Origin of the sequence: Methylobacterium fujisawaense (assembly GCF_039619325.1) — a bacterium.
GTDB lineage: Bacteria > Pseudomonadota > Alphaproteobacteria > Rhizobiales > Beijerinckiaceae > Methylobacterium > Methylobacterium fujisawaense.
The window spans coordinates 4,567,279-4,586,848 of record NZ_CP155000.1 but is presented as its reverse complement, the minus strand read 5'-3'; the positions used below and the strand labels follow the sequence as shown (position 1 = coordinate 4,586,848).

The 19,570-nt window shown below is 70.1% G+C and carries 17 protein-coding genes; 11 read left to right on the top strand and 6 right to left on the bottom strand.

Features of this window, described 5'->3' with window-relative positions:
- Positions 1–13 precede the first annotated feature (13 nt).
- Complete coding sequence (locus ABC766_RS21730) at positions 14–811, top strand: SDR family NAD(P)-dependent oxidoreductase (protein ID WP_274926849.1); 798 nt, start codon at positions 14–16, stop codon at positions 809–811.
- A 298-nt stretch (positions 812–1,109) separates the two neighbouring features.
- Here the strand turns inward: ABC766_RS21730 and ABC766_RS21725 are convergent, their stop codons facing one another.
- Complete coding sequence (locus tag ABC766_RS21725) at positions 1,110–1,469, bottom strand: SWIB/MDM2 domain-containing protein (RefSeq protein WP_043356955.1); 360 nt, start codon at positions 1,467–1,469, stop codon at positions 1,110–1,112.
- Between the two features lie 243 nt (positions 1,470–1,712).
- Between ABC766_RS21725 and ABC766_RS21720 the strand changes: the two genes are divergently transcribed.
- The 3 genes from ABC766_RS21720 to ABC766_RS21710 all read left to right on the top strand — a co-directional run bounded on the left by ABC766_RS21720 (position 1,713) and on the right by ABC766_RS21710 (position 2,888).
- Complete coding sequence (locus ABC766_RS21720; RefSeq protein ID WP_281375139.1) at positions 1,713–1,835, top strand: hypothetical protein; 123 nt, start codon at positions 1,713–1,715, stop codon at positions 1,833–1,835.
- Positions 1,836–1,884: 49 nt separating this feature from the next.
- A complete protein-coding gene (locus ABC766_RS21715; protein ID WP_043356961.1) occupies positions 1,885–2,370 on the top strand; it encodes a DUF2721 domain-containing protein in 486 nt (161 codons plus the stop codon).
- 116 nt (positions 2,371–2,486) lie between these two features.
- Positions 2,487–2,888, top strand: a complete 402-nt coding sequence (locus tag ABC766_RS21710; protein ID WP_179697061.1) for a PRC-barrel domain-containing protein — start codon at positions 2,487–2,489, stop codon at positions 2,886–2,888.
- A gap of 61 nt (positions 2,889–2,949) precedes the next feature.
- Here the strand turns inward: ABC766_RS21710 and ABC766_RS21705 are convergent, their stop codons facing one another.
- Positions 2,950–3,357, bottom strand: coding sequence for a hypothetical protein (locus tag ABC766_RS21705; RefSeq protein WP_342143136.1), 408 nt, complete (start codon positions 3,355–3,357; stop codon positions 2,950–2,952).
- A gap of 340 nt (positions 3,358–3,697) precedes the next feature.
- On the opposite strand from ABC766_RS21705, the gene ABC766_RS21700 reads away from it, so the two are divergent.
- The 7 genes from ABC766_RS21700 (at position 3,698) to ABC766_RS21670 (ending at position 12,160) form a co-directional block, all read left to right on the top strand.
- Complete coding sequence (locus ABC766_RS21700) at positions 3,698–4,459, top strand: PRC-barrel domain-containing protein (protein WP_345822819.1); 762 nt, start codon at positions 3,698–3,700, stop codon at positions 4,457–4,459.
- The gene (locus tag ABC766_RS21695) at positions 4,456–5,817 is read left to right on the top strand and encodes an MFS transporter (protein WP_053610454.1); all 1,362 of its coding nucleotides are present in this window, start codon (positions 4,456–4,458) and stop codon (positions 5,815–5,817) included. The genes ABC766_RS21700 and ABC766_RS21695 overlap by 4 nt, the downstream gene beginning before the upstream one ends.
- Before the next feature lie 204 nt (positions 5,818–6,021).
- On the top strand, positions 6,022–7,791 hold the full coding sequence (locus ABC766_RS21690; protein WP_043381239.1) for an ABC transporter ATP-binding protein: 1,770 nt from the start codon (positions 6,022–6,024) through the stop codon (positions 7,789–7,791).
- 179 nt (positions 7,792–7,970) lie between these two features.
- Entirely contained in the window at positions 7,971–8,900 is a 930-nt protein-coding gene (locus ABC766_RS21685; protein WP_345819460.1) for a glutaminase, read from the top strand.
- Between the two features lie 156 nt (positions 8,901–9,056).
- Complete coding sequence (locus ABC766_RS21680) at positions 9,057–10,466, top strand: MFS transporter (RefSeq protein ID WP_345819459.1); 1,410 nt, start codon at positions 9,057–9,059, stop codon at positions 10,464–10,466.
- 76 nt (positions 10,467–10,542) lie between these two features.
- A complete protein-coding gene (locus ABC766_RS21675; protein WP_374701383.1) occupies positions 10,543–11,094 on the top strand; it encodes a Uma2 family endonuclease in 552 nt (183 codons plus the stop codon).
- A 52-nt stretch (positions 11,095–11,146) separates the two neighbouring features.
- Positions 11,147–12,160: an adenosine kinase gene (locus tag ABC766_RS21670; protein ID WP_043758868.1), complete on the top strand. Its 1,014-nt coding sequence runs from the start codon at positions 11,147–11,149 to the stop codon at positions 12,158–12,160.
- Between the two features lie 48 nt (positions 12,161–12,208).
- On the opposite strand, the gene ABC766_RS21665 is transcribed toward ABC766_RS21670, so the two are convergent.
- From ABC766_RS21665 to polA, 4 genes are all read right to left on the bottom strand, one after another.
- A complete protein-coding gene (locus ABC766_RS21665; protein ID WP_345819458.1) occupies positions 12,209–12,466 on the bottom strand; it encodes a hypothetical protein in 258 nt (85 codons plus the stop codon).
- Positions 12,467–12,546: 80 nt separating this feature from the next.
- Positions 12,547–13,518 carry an NADPH:quinone oxidoreductase family protein gene (locus ABC766_RS21660; RefSeq protein WP_345819457.1) on the bottom strand — a complete coding sequence of 324 codons (972 nt, stop codon included), beginning with the start codon at positions 13,516–13,518 and terminating at the stop codon, positions 12,547–12,549.
- A gap of 55 nt (positions 13,519–13,573) precedes the next feature.
- Positions 13,574–15,661 (bottom strand): ATP-binding protein, encoded by a 2,088-nt coding sequence (locus ABC766_RS21655; RefSeq protein ID WP_342140658.1) that lies wholly within the window; start codon positions 15,659–15,661, stop codon positions 13,574–13,576.
- Between the two features lie 746 nt (positions 15,662–16,407).
- On the bottom strand, positions 16,408–19,554 hold the full coding sequence (polA, locus tag ABC766_RS21650; protein WP_345819456.1) for a DNA polymerase I: 3,147 nt from the start codon (positions 19,552–19,554) through the stop codon (positions 16,408–16,410).
- Between the last annotated feature and the right edge of the window lie 16 nt (positions 19,555–19,570).

The window sequence follows — 19,570 nt, the reverse complement described above, 5'->3', positions numbered from 1 at the left end:
GCTGGAGCGCCCCATGGATCTCGATCTCACCGGCCGGAAGGCCCTGGTCACCGGGTCGACCGGCGGCATCGGCTACGCCATCGCCAAGGAACTCTGCGACCTCGGTGCGGAGGTCGGCATCAACGGTCGCACGCCCGAGCGGGTCGAGGCCGCCCTCGCGAAGCTGCGGGGCGAGACGCGGGCCGGCCGCGCCTTTGCGGCACCGGGCGATGTCGCCACCGGTGAGGGCGTTTCAGCCCTGGTCAAGGCTGTCCCGGCGGTCGACATTCTGGTCAACAACACCGGGATCTTCGAGCCGAAGCCGTTCTTCGAGATCCCGGATGCCGATTGGCAGCGCTTCTTCGACGTCAACGTGATGAGCGGCGTGCGCCTGTCGCGGGCCTACACGCCCGGCATGGCGGAGCGGGGCTGGGGACGGGTGATCTTCATCTCCAGCGAGTCGGGCATCAACACGCCGACCGAGATGGTCCATTATGGAATGACCAAGACCGCGCAGCTCGCGATTTCCCGCGGTCTGGCGCAGACGGTGGCCGGCAGCGGCGTGACGGTCAACAGTGTCCTGCCCGGCCCGACCCTCTCGGAGGGTGTCGCGGACTTCATGCGACAGATGGCCGGAGGCGCAGCCGATACCGACCTCGAGGCCATGGGCCGGAAATTCGTCGCAGAGCATCGCCCCTCGTCGCTGATCCAGCGGCTGGCGCGGGTGGACGAGGTGGCCAATCTCGTCGCCTATCTCTGCAGCCCGGCCGCGAGCGCCACCACCGGCGCCGCCCTGCGGGTCGACGGAGGGGTCCTACAGGGCCTCGCTTGAAGCCGGGATCGGTGGGGGCAACGCCGTCGACCGCCGAAGCGGGGCTCGAACCGTGCGGGTCTGGGACGGCGAAATCCGCGCGGCGGCGCATCGACAAGCCCGCGCTGGCGATACGTCGGGCGCCTCGGGTTCAGGCGGTGCGTTCGCCACGAGGGATCGGACCGGCGGCTCTGGATGACGGACTCTCGTCCGCGTCATACCAAGCCACACGGCCGGTCTTCCCGTACGACGGGGAACGCCGCAGGGCTCCTAGAGCCGTCGGCCCGGAGAGAATGCCGGACTTGGCTCTAGGGCGCGATCAGGCCTTCAGGTGCGCAGCGAGATGCTTGTTCATCTCGAACATCGTGCACTTGTCCTTACCGAAGACCTTCTTGAGCTTGTCGTCGGCGAGGATCTCACGCTTGTTCTGCGGGTTCTGAAGGTTGTTCTTCTTGATGTAGTCCCAAACCTTGCTGACCACCTCGCCGCGCGGCAGCGGGCTGGTCCCGACGATGGCGCCGAGCTCGGCCGACGGCTTCAGCGGCTGCTGCAGAGCGTTCGGCTTGGCGCCGGCCGACTTCTCGGCGGCGGGCTTCGCAGCCTTGGCCGGGGCGGCCTTCTCCGCAGTCTTGGTGGTCTTGGCCGCCTTGGGCGCAGCCTTCTCGGTCTTTGTGGCCATCAACATCCTCCGGTTCTCGGGCCGCAGGCCGGGGCATGATCGCCCCACGGCCGAGCCAGCATAGCAGCAACTAAGCGGTGCCGCCGCCGTTCCAAGGGGAAATTGCCTTTGGAAACGCCTCATCCACAAGGCAGGCGCAGAAATCCCCTGCGGGATCGCCGGATGGACGCCGCCGCCAAGATTATTCGGCCGACCGCCGGGCGTGAAACCTGCCTTTAACAATCCTGCACGTGAAGTACAGGCATGTTTGCCCCGACCCTCACCCTCGCGCTCCTGCTCGCCACCGGACTGGTCACGAGTCTCGGTCTCCTGGTGCGGGCCGAGCCTTCCGTGCCCGGCATCGCACCGGGCCGCGGCTTGGTCTGAACGCGCCGGGATTGCAGCGCCCGTCCACGGGGTGCATCAGCCCGACCGCATGACCGACCCGATCACCCTCGCCAGCCCGGAAAGCACCGCCCACGTCGTCCAGGTGGCGCTGAGCCCCGTGTTCCTGCTGTCGGGCATCGCGACGCTGCTCAACGTCTTCGGCGCGCGGCTCGCGCGCGTGGCCGATCAGGCCGACCACGTCTCCGGGCTCCTCGCGGGCGCCGGCGATGCGGAGCGCATCCTCCTCGGACGGCGCCTGGATCGGCTGCACCGGCGCTCCCTGGCCCTGGATGCCGCCGTGTTCCTGGCCGCGCTGGGCGGCGTGGCGACCTGCGGATCGGTGCTGACCCTGTTCGTCGGAGCCATGCGCGACAGCACGGTCACGACATTGCTGTTCGGTCTGTTCGGCGCGGCGATCCTCTGCACCCTGTGCGCCCTCGTGGCCTTCGGGTTCGAGATGCTGCTGGCCAGCCGATCGGTCCGAGACCGGATCAATCAGCGGCGGAGGAGCGCCGGGATACCACCCGACCTCTGAGAGGCCGGCGCTCGCCCGGCGACCGGCTCAGGAGGCGGAACCCGTCCCGGCCCACGCGCTTAGTGAGCCAGGGACCGCCACGCGGGCACGATCCCGCTCATGGATCGGGAGACATCATGCCGACGGACCTGCCCAACGAACGCGCCTTGAGAAAGCCCGGCACCCTGGAGCTCGATCCCGCCGGCGAGGGCATCGCCATCGACGAGAGCCCCCGGCTGATCGCGTCGAACAAGGTCGAAGGCACCGCCGTGTACGACAGCAGCGGCCGCCACCTGGGCGCCGTCCACAATTTCATGGTGGACAAGGTTTCCGGACAGGTCGCCTACGTGGTGCTGGCCTTCGGGGGATTCCTCGGATTGGGTGAGACCCACCACCCGCTTCCCTGGAAGGCTCTGACCTACAGCACCGAATTCGGCGGCTACGTGATCGACATCGATCCGGCGGTCCTCGCAGGCGCATCGAGCTCCGGCGCCGGCGAAGACGAAGTCGCCGATCCGAGCTATCGCGCCCGGATCTAGGCCTTCGACGGCCCGTAGGCGCGCCCCTCCTGAGCGGGCGCGGCGGTCTCGGCCTGACGGCTCAGAATTTCCCGCCGAGGCCGACGCTGCCGCCGGGCGACAGCATCGGACCCATTGCGCCGCTGCTGCCACTGCCACCGACCGCCGCATTGCCGCCGTCGAGATCCTCGCGCCGGATCCGGCGCTCCCCGCTATCGGCGGTGCGGGTCGCCCCGCCGGCGGTCTTCGGGATCGCCAGCTGCTTCGTCGGAGCGGTCTGGAGCGGCTGACCATCGGCATCGACCGCAGCATTGCGCGGCTCGCGGTTCGGCAGAGATCCGCGCAGCGAGGGCGGCAGGCCGACCTCTGTCGCGGGCATCACGCCGCCGCCGCCACCGAGCGCCTGGCAGCCAGCCACGAGGCCGGCCAGGGCAGCGCCGAGCGCAAGGCCGCGCGCTGCGGCGCATCTCGACGGGGGGAGGGTCGACATCGTGTGGTCCTCGACAGTGGCCGCGGTGCCGTCCGCGGCTCGCATGGGCTTATGAGCGGTTGTCTACGCCGGGGATGCGGCGAAAACCAGACAGTGCCGTCGCGCCCCCGGTCATCATCGCCGGATCCATGGTGGCAGACCGCCGAAGCGCGCGGTTCGCGTCTTGCTGTCTGGCCGCTGCGGTCCATAACTTCGCCCAGGTCCTGCGGCATGACGCCATCCGCAGGCGGGGTCCAGCCGGCGGCGGACCCGGAACCGGCCGATACGGTCGTGGACGCGCCGGCGCGCCGGTGCAGCCCGGCCCTTCCTCAGAGGACGAAGCGTGTTCAGAACCAACCGGATGATCGCGGCCGTGACGCTCGCCCTCTGGGCGTCGGGGGCTGCGGCGCAGGTGAGCGGCAGCGAGGGTGCGGCCGGGCAGGCAGCGCCGCACGCACCGGCCACGCCTCCGTCCGCGACTCCGGCTCCCGCGCCCGCTCCTGCGCCGGCTCCGGCACCGCCGACTTCTCCGCCCGCGGCGGCGCCAGCCGCACCGCCGGCCGCCGGGACCTCGCCGCCTTCCACGACCCAGGCGCAGCAGCAGGGAACACCGGCCACGGTCCTCGACACGCAGGATTACGAGAGCCTGCTCGGTCGCAGCGTGCGCAGCGCCGGCGGCGACGAACTGGGGCGCGTCATCGACATCATCATCGACAAGGAAGGCCATCCCAGGGCCGCCATCATCGATTTCGGCGGCTTCCTCGGGGTCGGAACCCGCAAGATCGCGGTGGATTGGCGTGCCCTGCGCTTCACGCCGGACGGCGGCAAGGAGCGCAAGCTCTCCGTCGCGCTGACCCGCAACCAGGTCCGCGTGTCACCGGAATACAAGGCCGGGGAGCCGATCGTGGTTCTCGGGCCCGCCAGCCCCGCCGCGCCGGCGGCGGAGGGCGAGCAGGCGACCACGCCGCCGGCCAATCCGGCGCCGGGCTCGGCGGCACCGTCGCAACCGGCCCCCGCCGCGGCGGCTCCGACCTCGCCCGCTCCGGGCAGTGCGGCCTCGGGCGCGGCGGCGCCGGCCGCGACCGCGCCCGCCCGCCCTCCGGAGAAGGCACCGGATAAGTGACGGTGGCCCGGTCGAAGGCCCGAACCGCCGCCACTCCGCGCGAACGTGAGCTGTCCCGTCAGGACATCCGCTCCCGTCCGGGCCGCCTGAAGGATCCGGCGGGCGAAGCCGCGCGCGCGTCGGCGGTTCCTGCCGCACAGGGGGGACGCGTGATCTCGGCAACGAGCCGCTACGGCCTAGATGCCTTCGCGTTCTTCGTGGCCAACCTGCAGACCGGGTTCGGCCCTTTCCTGGCCGTCTACTTCTCCCAGGCAAAATGGACCCAATCCGACATCGGGTTCGCCCTGACCGTGGGGAGCCTCGTGGCGCTGCTGGGCCAGGTCCCGGGCGGCGCCTTCGTCGACGTCGTGCGCTCGAAGCGCTTCGCCGCTGCCGTGGCGGTGATCGGGATCGCCGGTAGCGCCTTCGCGCTGGCGGTCTGGCCGAGCTTCCTGATCGTGCTCCTGGCAATGGCATTGCACTCGGCCGCGAGCTGCGTGCTCACACCGGCCATCGCGGCGATCAGCATCGGACTCGTCGGGCGTGCCCACGCTGGCGAGCGTCTCGGCCGCAATGCCAGCTTCGCGGCCCTCGGCAACGCCCTCGGCGCGGCCGGGATGGGCGCCATCGGATATTACTTGTCGAACGGCGCCGTCTTCTACCTCACCGCCGCTCTCGGTATCCCGACGGTGATCGCGCTGGCGCGCATCCGCGCCCAAGACATCGATTCCAACGTGTTCAAGGAGCCGGCCACGGCGCAGTCGGCGCCGTCGACCGGCAAGGACAGCATCCGCGCCCTGCTGACCAATCGGAGCCTCCTGTGCTTCGCGGCCTGCATGGTGCTGTTCTTCCTCGCCAACGCCGCGATGCTGCCCCTGGTCGGCAGCGTCTTGACCCTGCGGGCGAGCGAGACCGCCACCGCGCTGGTCGCCGCCTGCATCATGGTCCCGCAGGCGGTGCTGGCGGTCAGCGCCCCTGCGGTCGGCCGGGCCGCCGAGCGCTTCGGCCGCTACCCGGTGCTGCTGTTCGGATTCGGCGCCTTGCCGGTCCGGGGCCTGCTGCTCGCCTACACGACCAACCCCTACGGTCTCGTCGCCATCCAGGTGCTGGACGGCATCTCGGCGTCGGTGCTGGGCGTGATGGTGCCGCTGATCGTGTCGGATCTCACCCGTGGCACCGGCCGCTTCAACCTCGCCCTCGGCGCGGTCGGCACGGCCATGGGCATCGGCGCCGCCCTCTCGACCTCACTTGCTGGCATCATGGCCGACCATCTCGGCAGCCACAGCGCCTTCCTGGGGCTCGCGATCGTGGGGTTCGCGGCTTTCATGCTGGTGGCGCTGATCATGCCGGAGACGCGTCCGACGGAGCACACGGCCTGACCGGCCGCGGCATCGGATTCGCAAGGGTGTTTCCGCGCCGCTCAAGCGACGTTCAGGTTCTGCGGATAAAAGCGCACGGAAGGTGCGGGCCGGTGAAACATATGGCAACGCTCTCGCGTTGCCGCTGCGGGTCAGACTGCGCCCGCTCTGCACGCCGCCTCAGCCCGTAAGCCAAAGCCGCGCGAATACGGAATGGTCACCGCGATGGAAGAGCTGCACCGATACGCCGACAGGCCCTTCGCCTTCGTCGCGCGGTATCTCCGCCGCCGCTGGCTGCCGCACTTGGTCATCCTGATCTCCGTGCTCGGCGCCGTCGGCTTCTCGGTCTCCACCGATTACGCCCTCAAGGGCGTGGTCGACGCGCTGACGAAGGGGCCCGGCCCGGGCAACACGGTCGTCTGGAGCGCACTCGCGGTCCTGGTCGCCTTCATCGCCGCCGACAACATGCTCTGGCGCGTGGCGGCGCTGACCGGCGCCTTCACCTTCGTGGGGATCACCGGCGACATCCGGCGCGACCTGTTCCGGCACATGACCGGCCATTCCCCGACCTTCTTCTCCGACCGCCAGCCGGGCACCCTGGCGTCGCGCATCACGGCGACCTCGAACGCGATCTTCACGGTCGAGAACATGTTCGTGTTCAACGTGATGCCGCCGACGGTCGCGGCCTTCGGGTCGATCGCCTACATCGCCACCGTCAACCTCACCATGGCGGGCATCCTGGCGGGCGTGTTCGCGGCCGTCGTCGTGCTGATGTTCAAGATGGCCTCGGCCGGCAAGCCGCTGCACCACGACTTCGCCGCCAAGGCCGCCAGCGTCGACGGCGAGATGGTCGATCTCGTCGGCAACATGTCGCTCGTGCGCGCCTTCTCGGCCTTCAAGCGCGAGGGGCAGCGCTTCGAGGGCACCATCGCCACCGAGATGCGGGCGCGGCGCTCGTCGCTCCTCTACCTCGAGAAGCTGCGCATCGTGCACGCGGTGCTGACCGTGCTTGCCGTGTTCGGCCTGCTCTATTGGGCGATCCAGATGTGGGAGGCCGGACAGGCGACGAACGGTCAGGTCGTGCTGGTCTGCACGCTCGGCATCCGCATCCTGGCGGCCACCCGCGACCTCGCGGTCGCGCTCGTCGACGCGACCCAGCACACCGCCCGGCTGGCCGAGGCTCTGCACACCCTGCTTCAGCCCCACGATCTCGTGGATCATCCGGAAGCGCAGCCGCTCACCGGCCAGGGCGCCAAGATCGAGTTCGAGCACGTCGCCTTCAGCTATCCGGACGGGCGCCCCGTCTTCACGGATTTCGACCTCGTCATCGAGCCGGGCCAGCGCGTCGGTCTGGTGGGCCGGTCCGGCGGCGGCAAGTCGACCCTGTTCTCGCTGATTCAGCGCTTCTACGACGTGCAGAGTGGCGCCATCCGCATCAACGGCCAGAACGTCGAGCGGGTCACCCAGGAATCCCTGCGCGAGGCGATCACGGTGGTGCCGCAGGACGTCTCGATGTTCCACCGCAGCTTGCGGGAGAACATCCGCTACGGCCGGCCCGAGGCGACGGACGAGGAGGTCTGGCAGGCCGCCGAGGCCGCGCATTGCACCGACTTCATCAAGGCCCTGCCCGAAGGCTTCGACACGATCGTCGGCGACCGCGGCGTGAAGCTTTCGGGCGGCCAGCGTCAGCGGATCGCCATCGCCCGGGCGATCCTGAAGAATTCGCCGATCCTGCTTCTCGACGAGGCCACCTCGGCGCTGGACGCGGAATCCGAGCAGGCGATCCGTCAGGCCCTCGCCAACCTGATGAAGGGCCGGACCGTCATCGCGATCGCGCACCGCCTCTCGACGCTGCAGGATTTCGACCGGATCGTCGTGCTCGACGGCGGCCGCATCGCGCAGGACGGCTCGCCCGACAAGCTGACCCATCTCGACGGCTTCTTCCGGGAGCTGATGAAGAAGGAATCCATGGCGATGGCCCTCGCCGCCGCCTGACTTCGCCCCCGTGGACCCGTCCCGGCATCGCCGCGCCGGGACGGCGGCGCAGTTCCGCCGCTCCGGTTTTCACGCCCGATCGGCACTGGTAGATCATCGGCCCGCCGGACCGGACCTTGCATCGCCTGGACGTCGCGAACCGGCCCGGTTCCGACGCGTCTCGATGCCCGAGCCCCACCGTGCCTGACCTTGCCCTCGTCATCCGGGAAATCTCCGAGGAGATGGCCCAGCGCTCCGATCGGGGGGCGGTCGCGGATTACATTCCCGAACTCGCGCGGGTGGATCCCGGTCAATTCGGCATGGCGGTGATCGATGCTGCGGGACGCGTCTTCGCCGGGGGCGACAGCGAGACGCCCTTCTCGATCCAGAGCGTGTCGAAGGTCTTCACCCTCACCCTCGCCCTCGGCATGGTCGGCGACCGGCTGTGGAAACGGGTCGGCCGCGAGCCTTCGGGCAACCCGTTCAACTCCATCGTCCAGTTGGAGCGGGAGCGCGGCGTGCCGCGCAATCCGTTCATCAATGCGGGCGCCATCGCGGTCACCGACGTGATCCTCTCGGGCCACGAGCCCCGCGAGGCGCTGGGCGAGATCCTGCGCTTCATGCAGTTCCTGGCCCAGGATTCGAGCATCGCGATCGACGGGACCGTGGCGGCCTCGGAGAAGCGCACGGGTTTCCGCAACACCGCGCTCGCCAACTACATGAAGTCCTTCGGCGTCATCGACAATCCGGTCGACTACACGCTCGGCGTCTACTTCCACCACTGCGCCATCGCGATGAACTGCCGCCAGCTCGCACGCGCCGGCCGGTTCCTGGCGCATAACGGCATCAACCCGTCGACCGGCCATTCGGTGGTCTCGGCGGAGCGCGCACGCCGCATCAACGCGATCATGCTGACCTGCGGCCACTACGACGGGTCGGGCGAGTTCGCCTATCGCGTGGGCCTGCCGGGCAAGAGCGGGGTCGGCGGCAGCATCCTGGCGATCGCACCCGGCAAGGCCTCCATCGCCGTCTGGTCGCCCGGTCTCGACGCGGCGGGCAATTCCCATCTCGGCCGCATCGCCCTGGAGCGGCTGACGCAGCGCATGGGCTGGTCCGTCTTCGGGTCCTGAGCGGGTCCCTTCCCCTGCCCCCTTCCCCTGCCCCCTTCCCCTGCCCCCTTCCCCTGCCCCCTTCCCCTGCCCCCTTCCCCTGCCCTCTTGCGCGGCGCCCGCTTCCGCGGCACTGCGCCGCCGGGGCGTTGCGGCGCCGAAGCGAGACTCAGCGGCATGGCGACGAGTGTGGCGGTCCGGGCTGCCGACGACGGTCTGAATCCCGGTGCCATCCTGGCCCGTCTCGACCGGCTTCCGGCCACGCCGACGGTCTGGCGCCTCGTGGCGCTGCTCGGCCTCGGGTTCTTCTTCGAACTCTACGACCTGCTGTTCACCGGTTACGTGGCGCCGGGCCTCGTCAAGGCCGGGATCCTGACGCCGACGACCCCCGGCCTGTTCGGCGCCAGTGGTGTGGCGAGCTTCGTGGCCGCCCTCTTCACGGGCCTGTTCATCGGCACCCTCGTCTGCGGCTGGCTCGCCGACCGGTTCGGGCGCCGGGCGATCTTCACGTGGTCGCTCCTCGCCTACACCGCGGCGAACGTCGTGATGGCCTGCCAGAGCGACGCCTTCGGCCTCAACCTCTGGCGGCTCGTCGCAGGGATCGGCCTCGGCCTGGAGATGGTGACGATCGGCAGCTACCTCTCCGAACTCGTCCCGAAGGCGATCCGCGGCCGGGCTTTCGCCCTGTGCCAGGGCATCGGCTTCACGGCCGTGCCGGTGGTGGCGTTCCTCTCCTACCTGCTGATCCCGATCGCCCCCCTCGGCATCGACGGCTGGCGCTGGGTGGTGCTGATCGGCGCCTCGGCGGCGATCGTGGTCTGGTGGATGCGGGCGGGCCTTCCGGAAAGCCCGCGCTGGCTCGTCGAGCACGGGCGTCTGGCGGAAGCCGACGCGATTCTGCGGCAGCTGGAGGCGCGAATCGCGGCCGAGCATGGCGGCGCGCTGCCCGCGCCGGCCGCGCCGGAGCCGGTGCAGCCGCGCGGCGCCTTCCGCGACCTGTGGGTCCGGCCCTATCGGCGCCGGGCGCTGATGATGGCCGGATTCAACGTCTTCCAGACGGTGGGCTTCTACGGCTTCGCCAACTGGGTGCCGACCCTTCTGGTGGCCCAGGGCATCACGGTGACGTCGAGCCTCGCCTACACGGCCCTGATCGCGCTGGCCGCCCCCGTCGGCCCGCTGATCGGCCTCGCCATCGCCGACCGGTTCGAGCGCAAGCACGTCATCGTGGCCGCCGCCCTCGTCTATATCGGCTGCGGCCTCGCCTTCGCGCAGACGCGGGACGTCCCGATCATCGTGGCGCTCGGCATCGGCCTGACGCTCGCCTCGAACGTGATGTCGTACAGCTTCCACGCCTATCAGGCCGAGCTGTTCCCCACGGGCATCCGCGCCAGGGCGGTGGGCTTCGTCTATTCCTGGAGCCGCTTCTCGGCGATCTTCACGGGCTTCGTCATCGCGTTCGTCCTGCGGGAGGCCGGCACGCCGGGCGTGTTCCTGTTCATCTCGGCCGCGATGCTGGCCGCGGGCCTGCTCGTCGGGCTTCTGGGTCCGCGGACACGGGACGTCGCGCTGGAGAAGATCGCGGGGTGAGGCCCGTCACGGGCTCGGCTCCCAGGAGGCCGAATCCGTGCTAGCCTCGGGCATGGTCGCTCAGCCGAAATCCCGGATGACGGTCGACGAGTTTCTCACCTGGGCCGATGGGCAGCCGGGGCGCTTCGAGCTGGTCGATGGCGAGGTGTTCGCGATGTCGCCGGAGCGCGTTCGGCATGCCGAGGTCAAGGCTGCCACCTATCTGGCGCTCCGGTCCGCACTGAAGCAAGCGAAGAGCGCCTGCTACGCGCTGCCGGATGGCATCAGCGTTCGCGTCGATCAGGATACGGTCTTCGAGCCCGACGCCCTCGTTTACTGCGGAATGCGCGCTGACCCCGATGCGACGGAGATCACCGATCCCGTCATCGTCGTCGAGGTGCAGTCGCCGAGCACACGTTCCGTCGATTCGGGTTTGAAACTGACCCGCTACTTCAGTCTCGAAAGCGTGATCCACTATCTGATCGTGGATCCGGTCAAGCGCCTCGTCATCCATCACCGCCGCGCGCAGGGCGGCCTGATCGAGACCCGCATCGCGACCCAGGAGACGCTGGACCTGACGCCGCCCGGCCTGCGCCTGCCCGTCCCGGAGCTGTTCGCCGACCGCGCGTCCGACGACGACGGAGCTTGATCCGATCCGAGGTGGATGCCACAGCGGCGCGAACGCGAATCAGGACGCCCGGATGACTGAACCTCTCGATCTCCTCGTGCTCGGCAACGCGATCGTCGACGTGATCGCACGGACGGACGATGCCTTCCTGGCGGCGCAGGGCGTCACCAAGGGTGCGATGCAGCTCATCGACGAGCCGCGGGCCGAGGCGCTGTTCGAGGCCATGGGCCCGGCCACGATCGTGTCGGGCGGCTCCGGCGCCAACACCGCGGTCGGCGCGGCCCTGCTCGGAGCCAAGACCGGCTTCGTCGGCAAGGTGCGGAACGACGAGCTCGGCGGCCTGTTCAGCCACGATCTCAAGGCGACCGGCGTCGACTTCAGCGTCCCTGCGGCGGCCGAGGGACCGGCCACCGCCCGATGCTTCGTGCTGGTGACGCCGGATGGCGAGCGCACGATGAACACCTATCTGGGCGCCTGCCAGGGACTCTCGCCCGACGATGTCGACAAGGCTCTCGTGCGTTCCGCCCGGGTCGTCTATCTCGAGGGCTACCTCTGGGATCCGCCGGCCGCCAAGGAGGCGTTCCGCAAGGCGTCCGACATCGCCCACCAGGCCGGCAACGCCGTTGCGCTGACCCTCTCGGATGCGTTCTGCGTCGGTCGCTACCGCGATGAATTCCTCGGTCTGATCCGCGACGGCACCATCGACATCCTCTTCGCCAACATCGGCGAGTTGCAGAGCCTCTTCCAGACCGACGATGCCGAGGCCGCGGTGGCGGCCCTGCGGGACGAGCGCAACGCTCGCGGCCGTCACCTGCTCGGCCTCGTGACGCGCTCGGCCGACGGTGCCCTGGTGGTGCAGGGTGGCGAGGTCCGCGCCGTCGAGGCGAGCCCGGTCCACGAGGTGGTCGACACGACGGGGGCGGGGGACCTCTTTGCGGCCGGCTTCCTGGCCGGCCACGCCCGCGGCCTCGACCACGTCACGAGCGCCCGCCTCGGCACGCTCGCGGCGGCCGAGGTCATCCAGCACATCGGCGCCCGCCCGCAGGCGGATCTGGTCGGCTTGGCCAAGGCGCGCGGGCTGCTCTGAGCCGTCCTGGCGATGGGCCGGCGGCGACCCGCGGGCCGTCCCGTCCGGTCAGGCCGCCGGCACGGTCGCGAGGAAACGGGTCACCTCGCGGCCGAGATGCCCGGAATGGAGCGTCAGCTCCCAAGCCTCCCAGCCCTCGGCGTTCACCGCGGCAAGAGCCGCAGGCGCCTCGAAAGGGTTGACCAGCTGCGCGTGGGCCGGCGCGATCACGTCTTGTGCGGCGTCCCGGTCTCCGCGCTTGAGGTCGGCGACGATCAGCTTGCGGGCGGACAGAGGGACCTGCCACCGCGTCTCGAAGGCCCCCACAGCGCGCTCCAGGCGAGCCGACGCGGATCCGAGACAGCCTGAACGTCTCCGGGATGGTCGCATCCACCGTGCCGAGCCGGTCAGGGCCGGAGCAGAACCTTCCCCATCGCCGCCCGCCGGGTCAGCAGGCCGAAGGCCTCCGGGAAGTCCGCCAGCGGGTAGACGCCGTGGACCTGCGCGGTGAGCTTGCCCTCGGCCACCCAGTCGAGGAGCCGACGCTGGTCGGCCCGATGCGCCTCCGGCTCGCGTTCGAGGAAGGCGCCCCAGTGGACGCCCTGCACGTCGAGTTCCTTCAGGAGCATCAGGTTCAACGGCAGCCGCGGGATCTCCCCGGCGGCGAAGCCGATGACGAGGAACCGGCCGCGCCAGCCGAGCGCCCGCAGGGCCGGCTCCGCGTAGGCATCGCCGACCGCATCGTAGACCACGTCGATCCCGCCCCCGGAGATCCGGCGCAACTCGTCCTTGAGCGTCGCGGGATCGTAGACGAGGCCGGCCTCGGCGCCGTGGGCGCGGGCGACGGCGAGCTTTTCCTCCGAGGAGGCGCAGGCGATCACCCGGGCGCCCATCAGCCGCCCCAGTTCCACGGCGGCGAGACCGACGCCCCCGGAGGCCCCGAGGACCGCCAGCCATTCGCCGGCCTGCAGGCGGGCACGGCTCGCCAGGGCATGGAGCGAGGTGCCGTAGGTGATGGTGAGCCCGGCCGCCTGCTCGTCCGGCACCGCGTCCGGCACCGGCGTGAGCCGGGCGGCGTCGAGGGCGATGAGTTCGGCGCAGCAACCGTGCCCGGCATGGACGATCACCCGGTCACCCACGGCCACGCCCGAGGCCCCTGGCCCGAGCGCCTCGACCACGCCGACCCCCTCGCCGCCCGGCGAGAACGGCAGGGCCGGCTTCACTTGGTAGCGCCCAGCCACGATCAGCGTGTCGAAGAAGTTGAGCGCCGCGAGTCGCATCCGCACCAGGGCCTGCCCGGGACCCGGAACCGGATCGGGGCGCTCCACGATCTCCAGATGCTCCGGCCCGTCGAGCCTCGTGCACAGCAGCGCCCGCATTCCGTGTCTCCTCCCCGGCGTTTCTCCGCCGATGAGGCCCGAACCGGCCGTGCGGTCAAGCCGTCCCGATCATCTCGCGGATGCGGGCGCCCAGCACCTCCACCACGAACGGCTTGGTGATGACCTGCATCCCGGCATCGAGCTGGCCGTTGCCCAAGACGGCATTCTCCGCGTAGCCGGTGACGAACAGGACCTTGAGCCCCGGTCGCGTCACCCGGCCGGCCTCGGCCATCTGGCGCCCGTTCATGCCGCCCGGCAGCCCGATATCGGACACGAGCAGGTCGATGCGCACGTCGGATTGCAGCACCCTGAGGCCGGCCGCACTGTCGGCGGCCTCGATCGCCGTGTAGCCGAGATCCTCCAGCACCTCGGTGACCAGCATGCGTACGGTCGGCTCGTCGTCGACCACCAGCACGGTCTCGCCCGGCGCGGCCCGCGGCGGCGCGCCGACGGCGGTATGCGCATCCTCCTCCGCGACCGCGCCGCGATGGCGGGGCAGGTAGAGGCAGACCGTGGTGCCCTTGCCGACCTCGGAATGGATCCGCACCTGGCCGCCCGATTGCTGGGCGAAGCCGTAGATCATCGACAGGCCGAGGCCGGTGCCCTGCCCCAGCGGTTTGGTGGTGAAGAACGGCTCGAACACCTTGCCGACGATCTCGGGCGGCATGCCGATGCCGGTATCGGTCACGCAGAGCGAGAGGTACTGGCCCGGCGGCATGTCGTGACGCCGGGCGGCGCGCTCGTCGAGCCAGGCATTGGCGGTCTCGATGGTGATCCGGCCGCCCTCCGGCATGGCGTCGCGGGCGTTGATGCACAGGTTGAGCAGGGCGTTCTCGAGCTGCGGCGGGTCGACCAGGGCCGGCCACAGACCGGGCGCGCCCATCACCTCGACGATCACGGCGGGGCCGACCGTCCGCCGGATCAACTCTTCCATGCCGGCCACGAGCCGGTTCACGTCGGTGGGCTTCGGATCGAGGGTCTGCCGCCGCGAGAAGGCGAGCAGGCGATGGGTCAGGGCCGCGGCCCGCTTGGACGCTCCCTGCGCGGCGTTGATGTAGCGGTCCACGTCCATGACGCGGCCCTGGCCGAGGCGGGTCTGGATCATCTCCAGGGATCCGGAAATACCGGCGAGGAGATTGTTGAAGTCGTGGGCGATCCCGCCGGTGAGCTGGCCGACCGCCTCCATCTTCTGCGACTGCCGCAGCGCCTCCTCGGCGGCGGCCAGGGCGTCGGCGCGCTCGCGCTCGGCGGTGAAATCGCGGCCGACGGCGTTGATGAAGCCCTCCCCCGGCCGGGCCGCCCAGCTGATCCAGCGGTATCCGCCGTCCCGGTGGCGGTAGCGGTTGTCGAAGCGCGCGAGGCTCGAACCCGCGGAGAGCTGCCGCGCGCCCTCGACGGTGCGGGCGATATCGTCCCGATGGACGAAGGCGATGAGCTTCGTTCCGATGAGCTGGTCCGGGCGCCAGCCCAGCACCTCGGTCCAGGCCGGGTTCACCGCGGTGATCGTGCCGTCGAACAGGCAGCGCAGCATCATGTCGGACGAGAGCGTCCACAGGGCGTTGCGATCGGCGGTGCGTTCCTCGACCTGCTGGGCCAGGGTGGCGTTGAGGTCGCGCAGCTCCGCGAGGGCGGATTCCAGGCGGCCCTGGCTCTCCTTGAGGGCGGCGTCGGCACGCACGCGGGCCGTGGTCTCGTTGGTGAGGATGAACAGCCCCGTGACCCGCCCCGCGGCGTCGAGGACCCGCGAGTACGAGAAGGTCCACCACGTCTCCCGGGAGCCCCGGTCGGTGTCGAGCTGCCAGGGCAGATCGATGAAGCGCTCCGGGCGGCCTGCCATGGCCGCGTCGATGATCGGCTTGGCCTGATCCCAGGCATCGGCCCAGACCACGTCGAACCGCTCGCCCATGGCCCAGGGCAGACGGGGCCCGAGCAGCGGAAAGTAGGTGTCGTTGAAGAAGAAGTGGAGATCGGGTCCCCAGGCCAGGATCATCGATTCCGGCGAGTTGAGAACGAGCGAAAGGGCCGCGCGGAATTCCGCCGGCCAGGTCCCGGGGGGGCCGAGGGGATGGCCGGTCCAGTCGCGTGCGCGGATCATCCGCGCGGCCTCGCCGCCGCCGGATAGGAAGGACAGGGGATCGATCACAAGTTCTGAGCGATACAGGTCATGGACTTACCGCGTATGACCGTCTTCGACGCCATCTCCAAGCCAGGGCGGCCCTGTGGATGCCTGTGGTCGGAGCCGAGCCCGAGGTCACAGCCCCGTCATTCCGGGACTGCGGAGCAGGATCCGGACCTCGACCGCGTGCCGGCATGGCTGGCATCGGCTCTGGGCTCCCGGCTCGCCCGGGGGTGCCCGGGAATGACTGGGATCGCCGGACGGCAGGGCCTGGATCGCGGCGATCCGTTGACCTGATCTCTCCGCGCAGGCCTCCAACACCGCCATCTGGACCGGCGACGGTCCGTGCGGCCGAAATGCGTTGATCCGGGCACCGGCAAGAGCGCGGGCAAGGGCAGACGGCACAACCGGCGACCGGCATTTCAGCCGACAGCGACGCAGCCCGCGCCGAAGCCGAACGGCTGTTCGCGTCCGTCAGGGACCATCTGCAGACGAGCCTGCCCGTCCCGGCGGACATCCTGCATGTTGGAGCGACAGCGATACCCGGGTGCCTGACCGAGGGCGATCTCGCCGTGGTCGTGCGCGCGGAACGCGGGATCGAGCCGAACCGACGAATTCTCGTCCTCCGCGGAGGCGCGCCGAACACCGCATCTCGGTGTTCAATGGACCGCCAGAGGCGGCTCCCGCGACCGGTTCCACCCTTTCGTCGAAACCCTGCGGGCCGACCCGGTGCTGTGCGGCGCGAGGACGGCCAGGTTCAGCCGCCATCCGCGCTAATGCGCCTCCTGCCAGTTCCCCGCCGCGTTGGCCTCCACCACCAGCGGCACCCGCAGCGTCAGGGCCGGCGCCGGCGCTTCCTCCATCACGCCGCGGATGATCGGGATCGCCCGCTCCACCTCGTCCTCGGCAGCCTCGAAGACCAGCTCGTCGTGGACCTGCAGGAGCATGCGCACCCCGAGCTTCTCGTCGGCCAAAGCCCCTTCCATCCGGGTCATGGCGCGGCGGATGATGTCGGCGGCCGAGCCCTGGATCGGCGCGTTGATCGCCTGCCGCTCGACGCTGGCGCGCTCGGACGGGTTGTTGGAGCGGATCTGCGGATAGTGGCACACCCGGCCGAACAGGGTGGTGACGTAGCCCTTGTCCCGGCAGCTCTTCTTGGTCGCATCGATGTAGTCGCGGATCCCGGGGAACTGCTCGAAATACTGCTTGATGAACGCGGAAGCCTCCTCGCGGCCGATGCCGAGCCGGTCGGCGAGCCCGAAGGCCGAGATGCCGTAGATGATGCCGAAATTGATGGTCTTCGCCCGGCGCCGCAGGTCGGGCGTCATGTCCTTGAGCGGCACGCCGAACATCGCCGAGGCGGTGGCCGCGTGGATGTCGATCCCGTCCGCGAACGCCTTCCGGAGTTCCGGGATATCGGCCATGTGGGCCAGGAGACGCAGCTCGATCTGGGAATAATCCGCCGAGATCAGCCGGTTGCCGGGCGCCGCCACGAAGGCGCGGCGGATGCGCCGGCCCTCCTCGGTGCGGATCGGGATGTTCTGCAGGTTCGGCTCGGAGGAGGACAGTCGGCCCGTGGTGGTCGCCGCCAGCGAGAACGAGGTGTGGACGCGCGCCGTCTCCCGGTCGGCGTGCGTCTGGAGCGAATCCGTGTAGGTGGATTTCAGCTTCGAGAGCTGCCGCCATTCCAGGATCTTCTTGGGCAGCTCGTGCCCGGCCTGGGCCAGCTCCTCCAGGAGCGTGGCGGGCGTCGCCCACTGGCCGGACGGCGTCTTCTTGGCGCCCGGCAGGCCCATCTTCCCGAACAGGATGTCGCCGATCTGCTTCGGCGAGCCCACCGAGAATTTCTCGCCGGCATCCTCCTGGATTTCCTCCTCCAGGCGCACGAGGATCTGCGAGAAATCCCCCGAGAGGCGGCTCAGCATGTCCCGGTCGACCCGGATGCCGCGCTGCTCCATCCGGGCGATGACCGGCAGGAGCGGGCGCTCCAGGGTCTCGTAGACCGCGACCCGGTGCTCGGCGACGAGGCGCGGCTTCATCATCCGCCACAGGCGGAGCGTCACGTCTGCATCCTCGGCCGCGTAGGCGGTGGCCTTGTCGATCGCGACCCGGTCGAAGCTCACCTTGTTGCGGCCGGTGCCGGCCACGTCCGAGAAGGTGATCGGCTGGTGGCCGAGATGGCGGCGGGCCAGCTCGTCCATGCCGTGCCCGCCCTTCCCGGCATCGAGGACGTAGGAGATCAGCATCGTGTCGTCGAAGGGCGCCACCTCGACGCCGTAGCGGGCGAGCACGACCCAATCGTATTTGAGGTTCTGGCCGACCTTCAGGACGCCGGGATTCTCCAGAAGCGGTTTCAGTCGGGCGACGGCATCCTTCAGGGGGATCTGGCCCGGGACCGGCTCGACTACGTCGGAGGGCGCGGCCCCTTCGCCGAACAGGTCGGTGGCGTCGGCCTGCACCTTGGCGGCCTGCACGTGCGCCAGCGGGATGTAGCAGGCCCGTCCCGTGGACACCGCCAGCGAGACGCCGACCAAGCCGGCCTTGTGGGCGTCGAGCGCGTCCGTCTCGGTGTCGACCGCGATCACACCGGCCTCCTCGGCCTCGGCGATCCAGGCGTCGAGCTGCTCCAGAGACGTGACGGTCTCGTAGGCGGCGGTGTCGAAGGGGGCCACGGCCTCCGCGGCCCGGGCCGCCACGACGTTGCCGGGCGTCGCCTCGACGGGGGCCCGGGGCTTGGCGGGCGCGTCCGGCAGGTCGAGATCCGCGAAGGGGTCCACCGCGCCGCCCTGGGGCGGCGCGGCGCCCGGCGGGCGCTCGGCCCCGGCCGCCGCGGTCTCGGGATCCGGCGGCACGGAATCGCCGAAGAATGGCACCGCGTCGCTGCCGCCGGCCCCGTTGCCGTAGCCGTGCGGCCGGGCGCCGGGCAGGAGCCGCGGATCGGGCTTCACCGCCTCGGGGTCGACGTGCAGCATCTGGGCGATGCGGCGCGTCAGGGTGTTGAACTCCATCGCCTTCAGGAAGCCGACGAGCTTCTCCGGGTCGGGCTTCGGCACGCCGAGATCGTCGAGCGGCACCGGGACCGGCACATCCTCCATCAAGGCCACGAGCTTGCGCGACAGCTTGGCCTGATCGACGTTGGCGAGCAGGGTTTCCCGGCGCTTGGGCTGCTTGATCTCGCCCGCCCGCTCCAGCAGCGCCTCGAGGCTGCCGAACTCTTTGATCAGCGCCGCAGCGGTCTTCAGGCCGATGCCGGGGACGCCCGGCACGTTGTCGGAGGTGTCGCCGATGAGCGCCAAGGCGTCGCCGATCTGGTTCGGCTGAAGGCCCTCCCATTTGGCGATGATCGCTTCGACATCGAGGTTGCGCTCGGGCCGGTAGCCCGGCTTGCCCTTCGCACCGGATTCGAAATCGTAGAACCGCACCTGCGGTCCCACGAGCTGCATCAGGTCCTTGTCGGAGGAGACGATGATGACGCCCGCGCCCCGCGCCTCGGCCTGGCGGGTATAGGTCGCGATGAGGTCGTCGGCCTCGTAGCGTTCCAGCTCCACCGCGTGCAGGCCGAAGGCCCGCACCGCGTCGCGCATCAGGGGCATCTGCCGCTTGAGGTCGTCGGGCGCGTCCGGGCGGTGGCCCTTGTAGTCTGGGAACATCTCCTTGCGGAACGACCCTTCCGACTTGTCGAAGACGATGCCGAGATGCGTCGGCATCGTGCCGGCGGCGCCGTCCTGCAGGAACTGCGCGATCTTCGTGCAGAACAGCCGCACGGCGCCGGTGGGCAGCCCGTCGGAGGGGCGCGAATTGTACTTCTGGTCCTGATTGATCGACTGGAAATAGGCCCGGAAGATGAACGACGAGCCGTCGACCAGGATCACCTGATCGCCGGGGCCCACATACTTAATTTCGGGCTTCGCGTCGGTCATGGGCTCAGGCGGCTCG

What these genes read in the sequence shown, in the direction of transcription:
- ABC766_RS21690 (WP_043381239.1), top strand. Translation starts at nt 6,022, where the DNA reads ATGGAAGAGCTGCACCGATACGCCGACAGGCCCTTCGCCTTCGTCGCG.
- ABC766_RS21675 (WP_374701383.1), top strand. Translation starts at nt 10,543, where the DNA reads ATGACGGTCGACGAGTTTCTCACCTGGGCCGATGGGCAGCCGGGGCGC.
- ABC766_RS21660 (WP_345819457.1), bottom strand. Translation starts at nt 13,518, where the DNA reads ATGCGGGCGCTGCTGTGCACGAGGCTCGACGGGCCGGAGCATCTGGAG.
- ABC766_RS21730 (WP_274926849.1), top strand. Translation starts at nt 14, where the DNA reads ATGGATCTCGATCTCACCGGCCGGAAGGCCCTGGTCACCGGGTCGACC.
- ABC766_RS21715 (WP_043356961.1), top strand. Translation starts at nt 1,885, where the DNA reads ATGACCGACCCGATCACCCTCGCCAGCCCGGAAAGCACCGCCCACGTC.
- ABC766_RS21720 (WP_281375139.1), top strand. Translation starts at nt 1,713, where the DNA reads ATGTTTGCCCCGACCCTCACCCTCGCGCTCCTGCTCGCCACCGGACTG.
- ABC766_RS21710 (WP_179697061.1), top strand. Translation starts at nt 2,487, where the DNA reads ATGCCGACGGACCTGCCCAACGAACGCGCCTTGAGAAAGCCCGGCACC.
- polA (WP_345819456.1), bottom strand. Translation starts at nt 19,554, where the DNA reads ATGACCGACGCGAAGCCCGAAATTAAGTATGTGGGCCCCGGCGATCAG.
- ABC766_RS21670 (WP_043758868.1), top strand. Translation starts at nt 11,147, where the DNA reads ATGACTGAACCTCTCGATCTCCTCGTGCTCGGCAACGCGATCGTCGAC.
- ABC766_RS21725 (WP_043356955.1), bottom strand. Translation starts at nt 1,469, where the DNA reads ATGGCCACAAAGACCGAGAAGGCTGCGCCCAAGGCGGCCAAGACCACC.
- ABC766_RS21700 (WP_345822819.1), top strand. Translation starts at nt 3,698, where the DNA reads ATGATCGCGGCCGTGACGCTCGCCCTCTGGGCGTCGGGGGCTGCGGCG.
- ABC766_RS21680 (WP_345819459.1), top strand. Translation starts at nt 9,057, where the DNA reads ATGGCGACGAGTGTGGCGGTCCGGGCTGCCGACGACGGTCTGAATCCC.
- ABC766_RS21705 (WP_342143136.1), bottom strand. Translation starts at nt 3,357, where the DNA reads ATGTCGACCCTCCCCCCGTCGAGATGCGCCGCAGCGCGCGGCCTTGCG.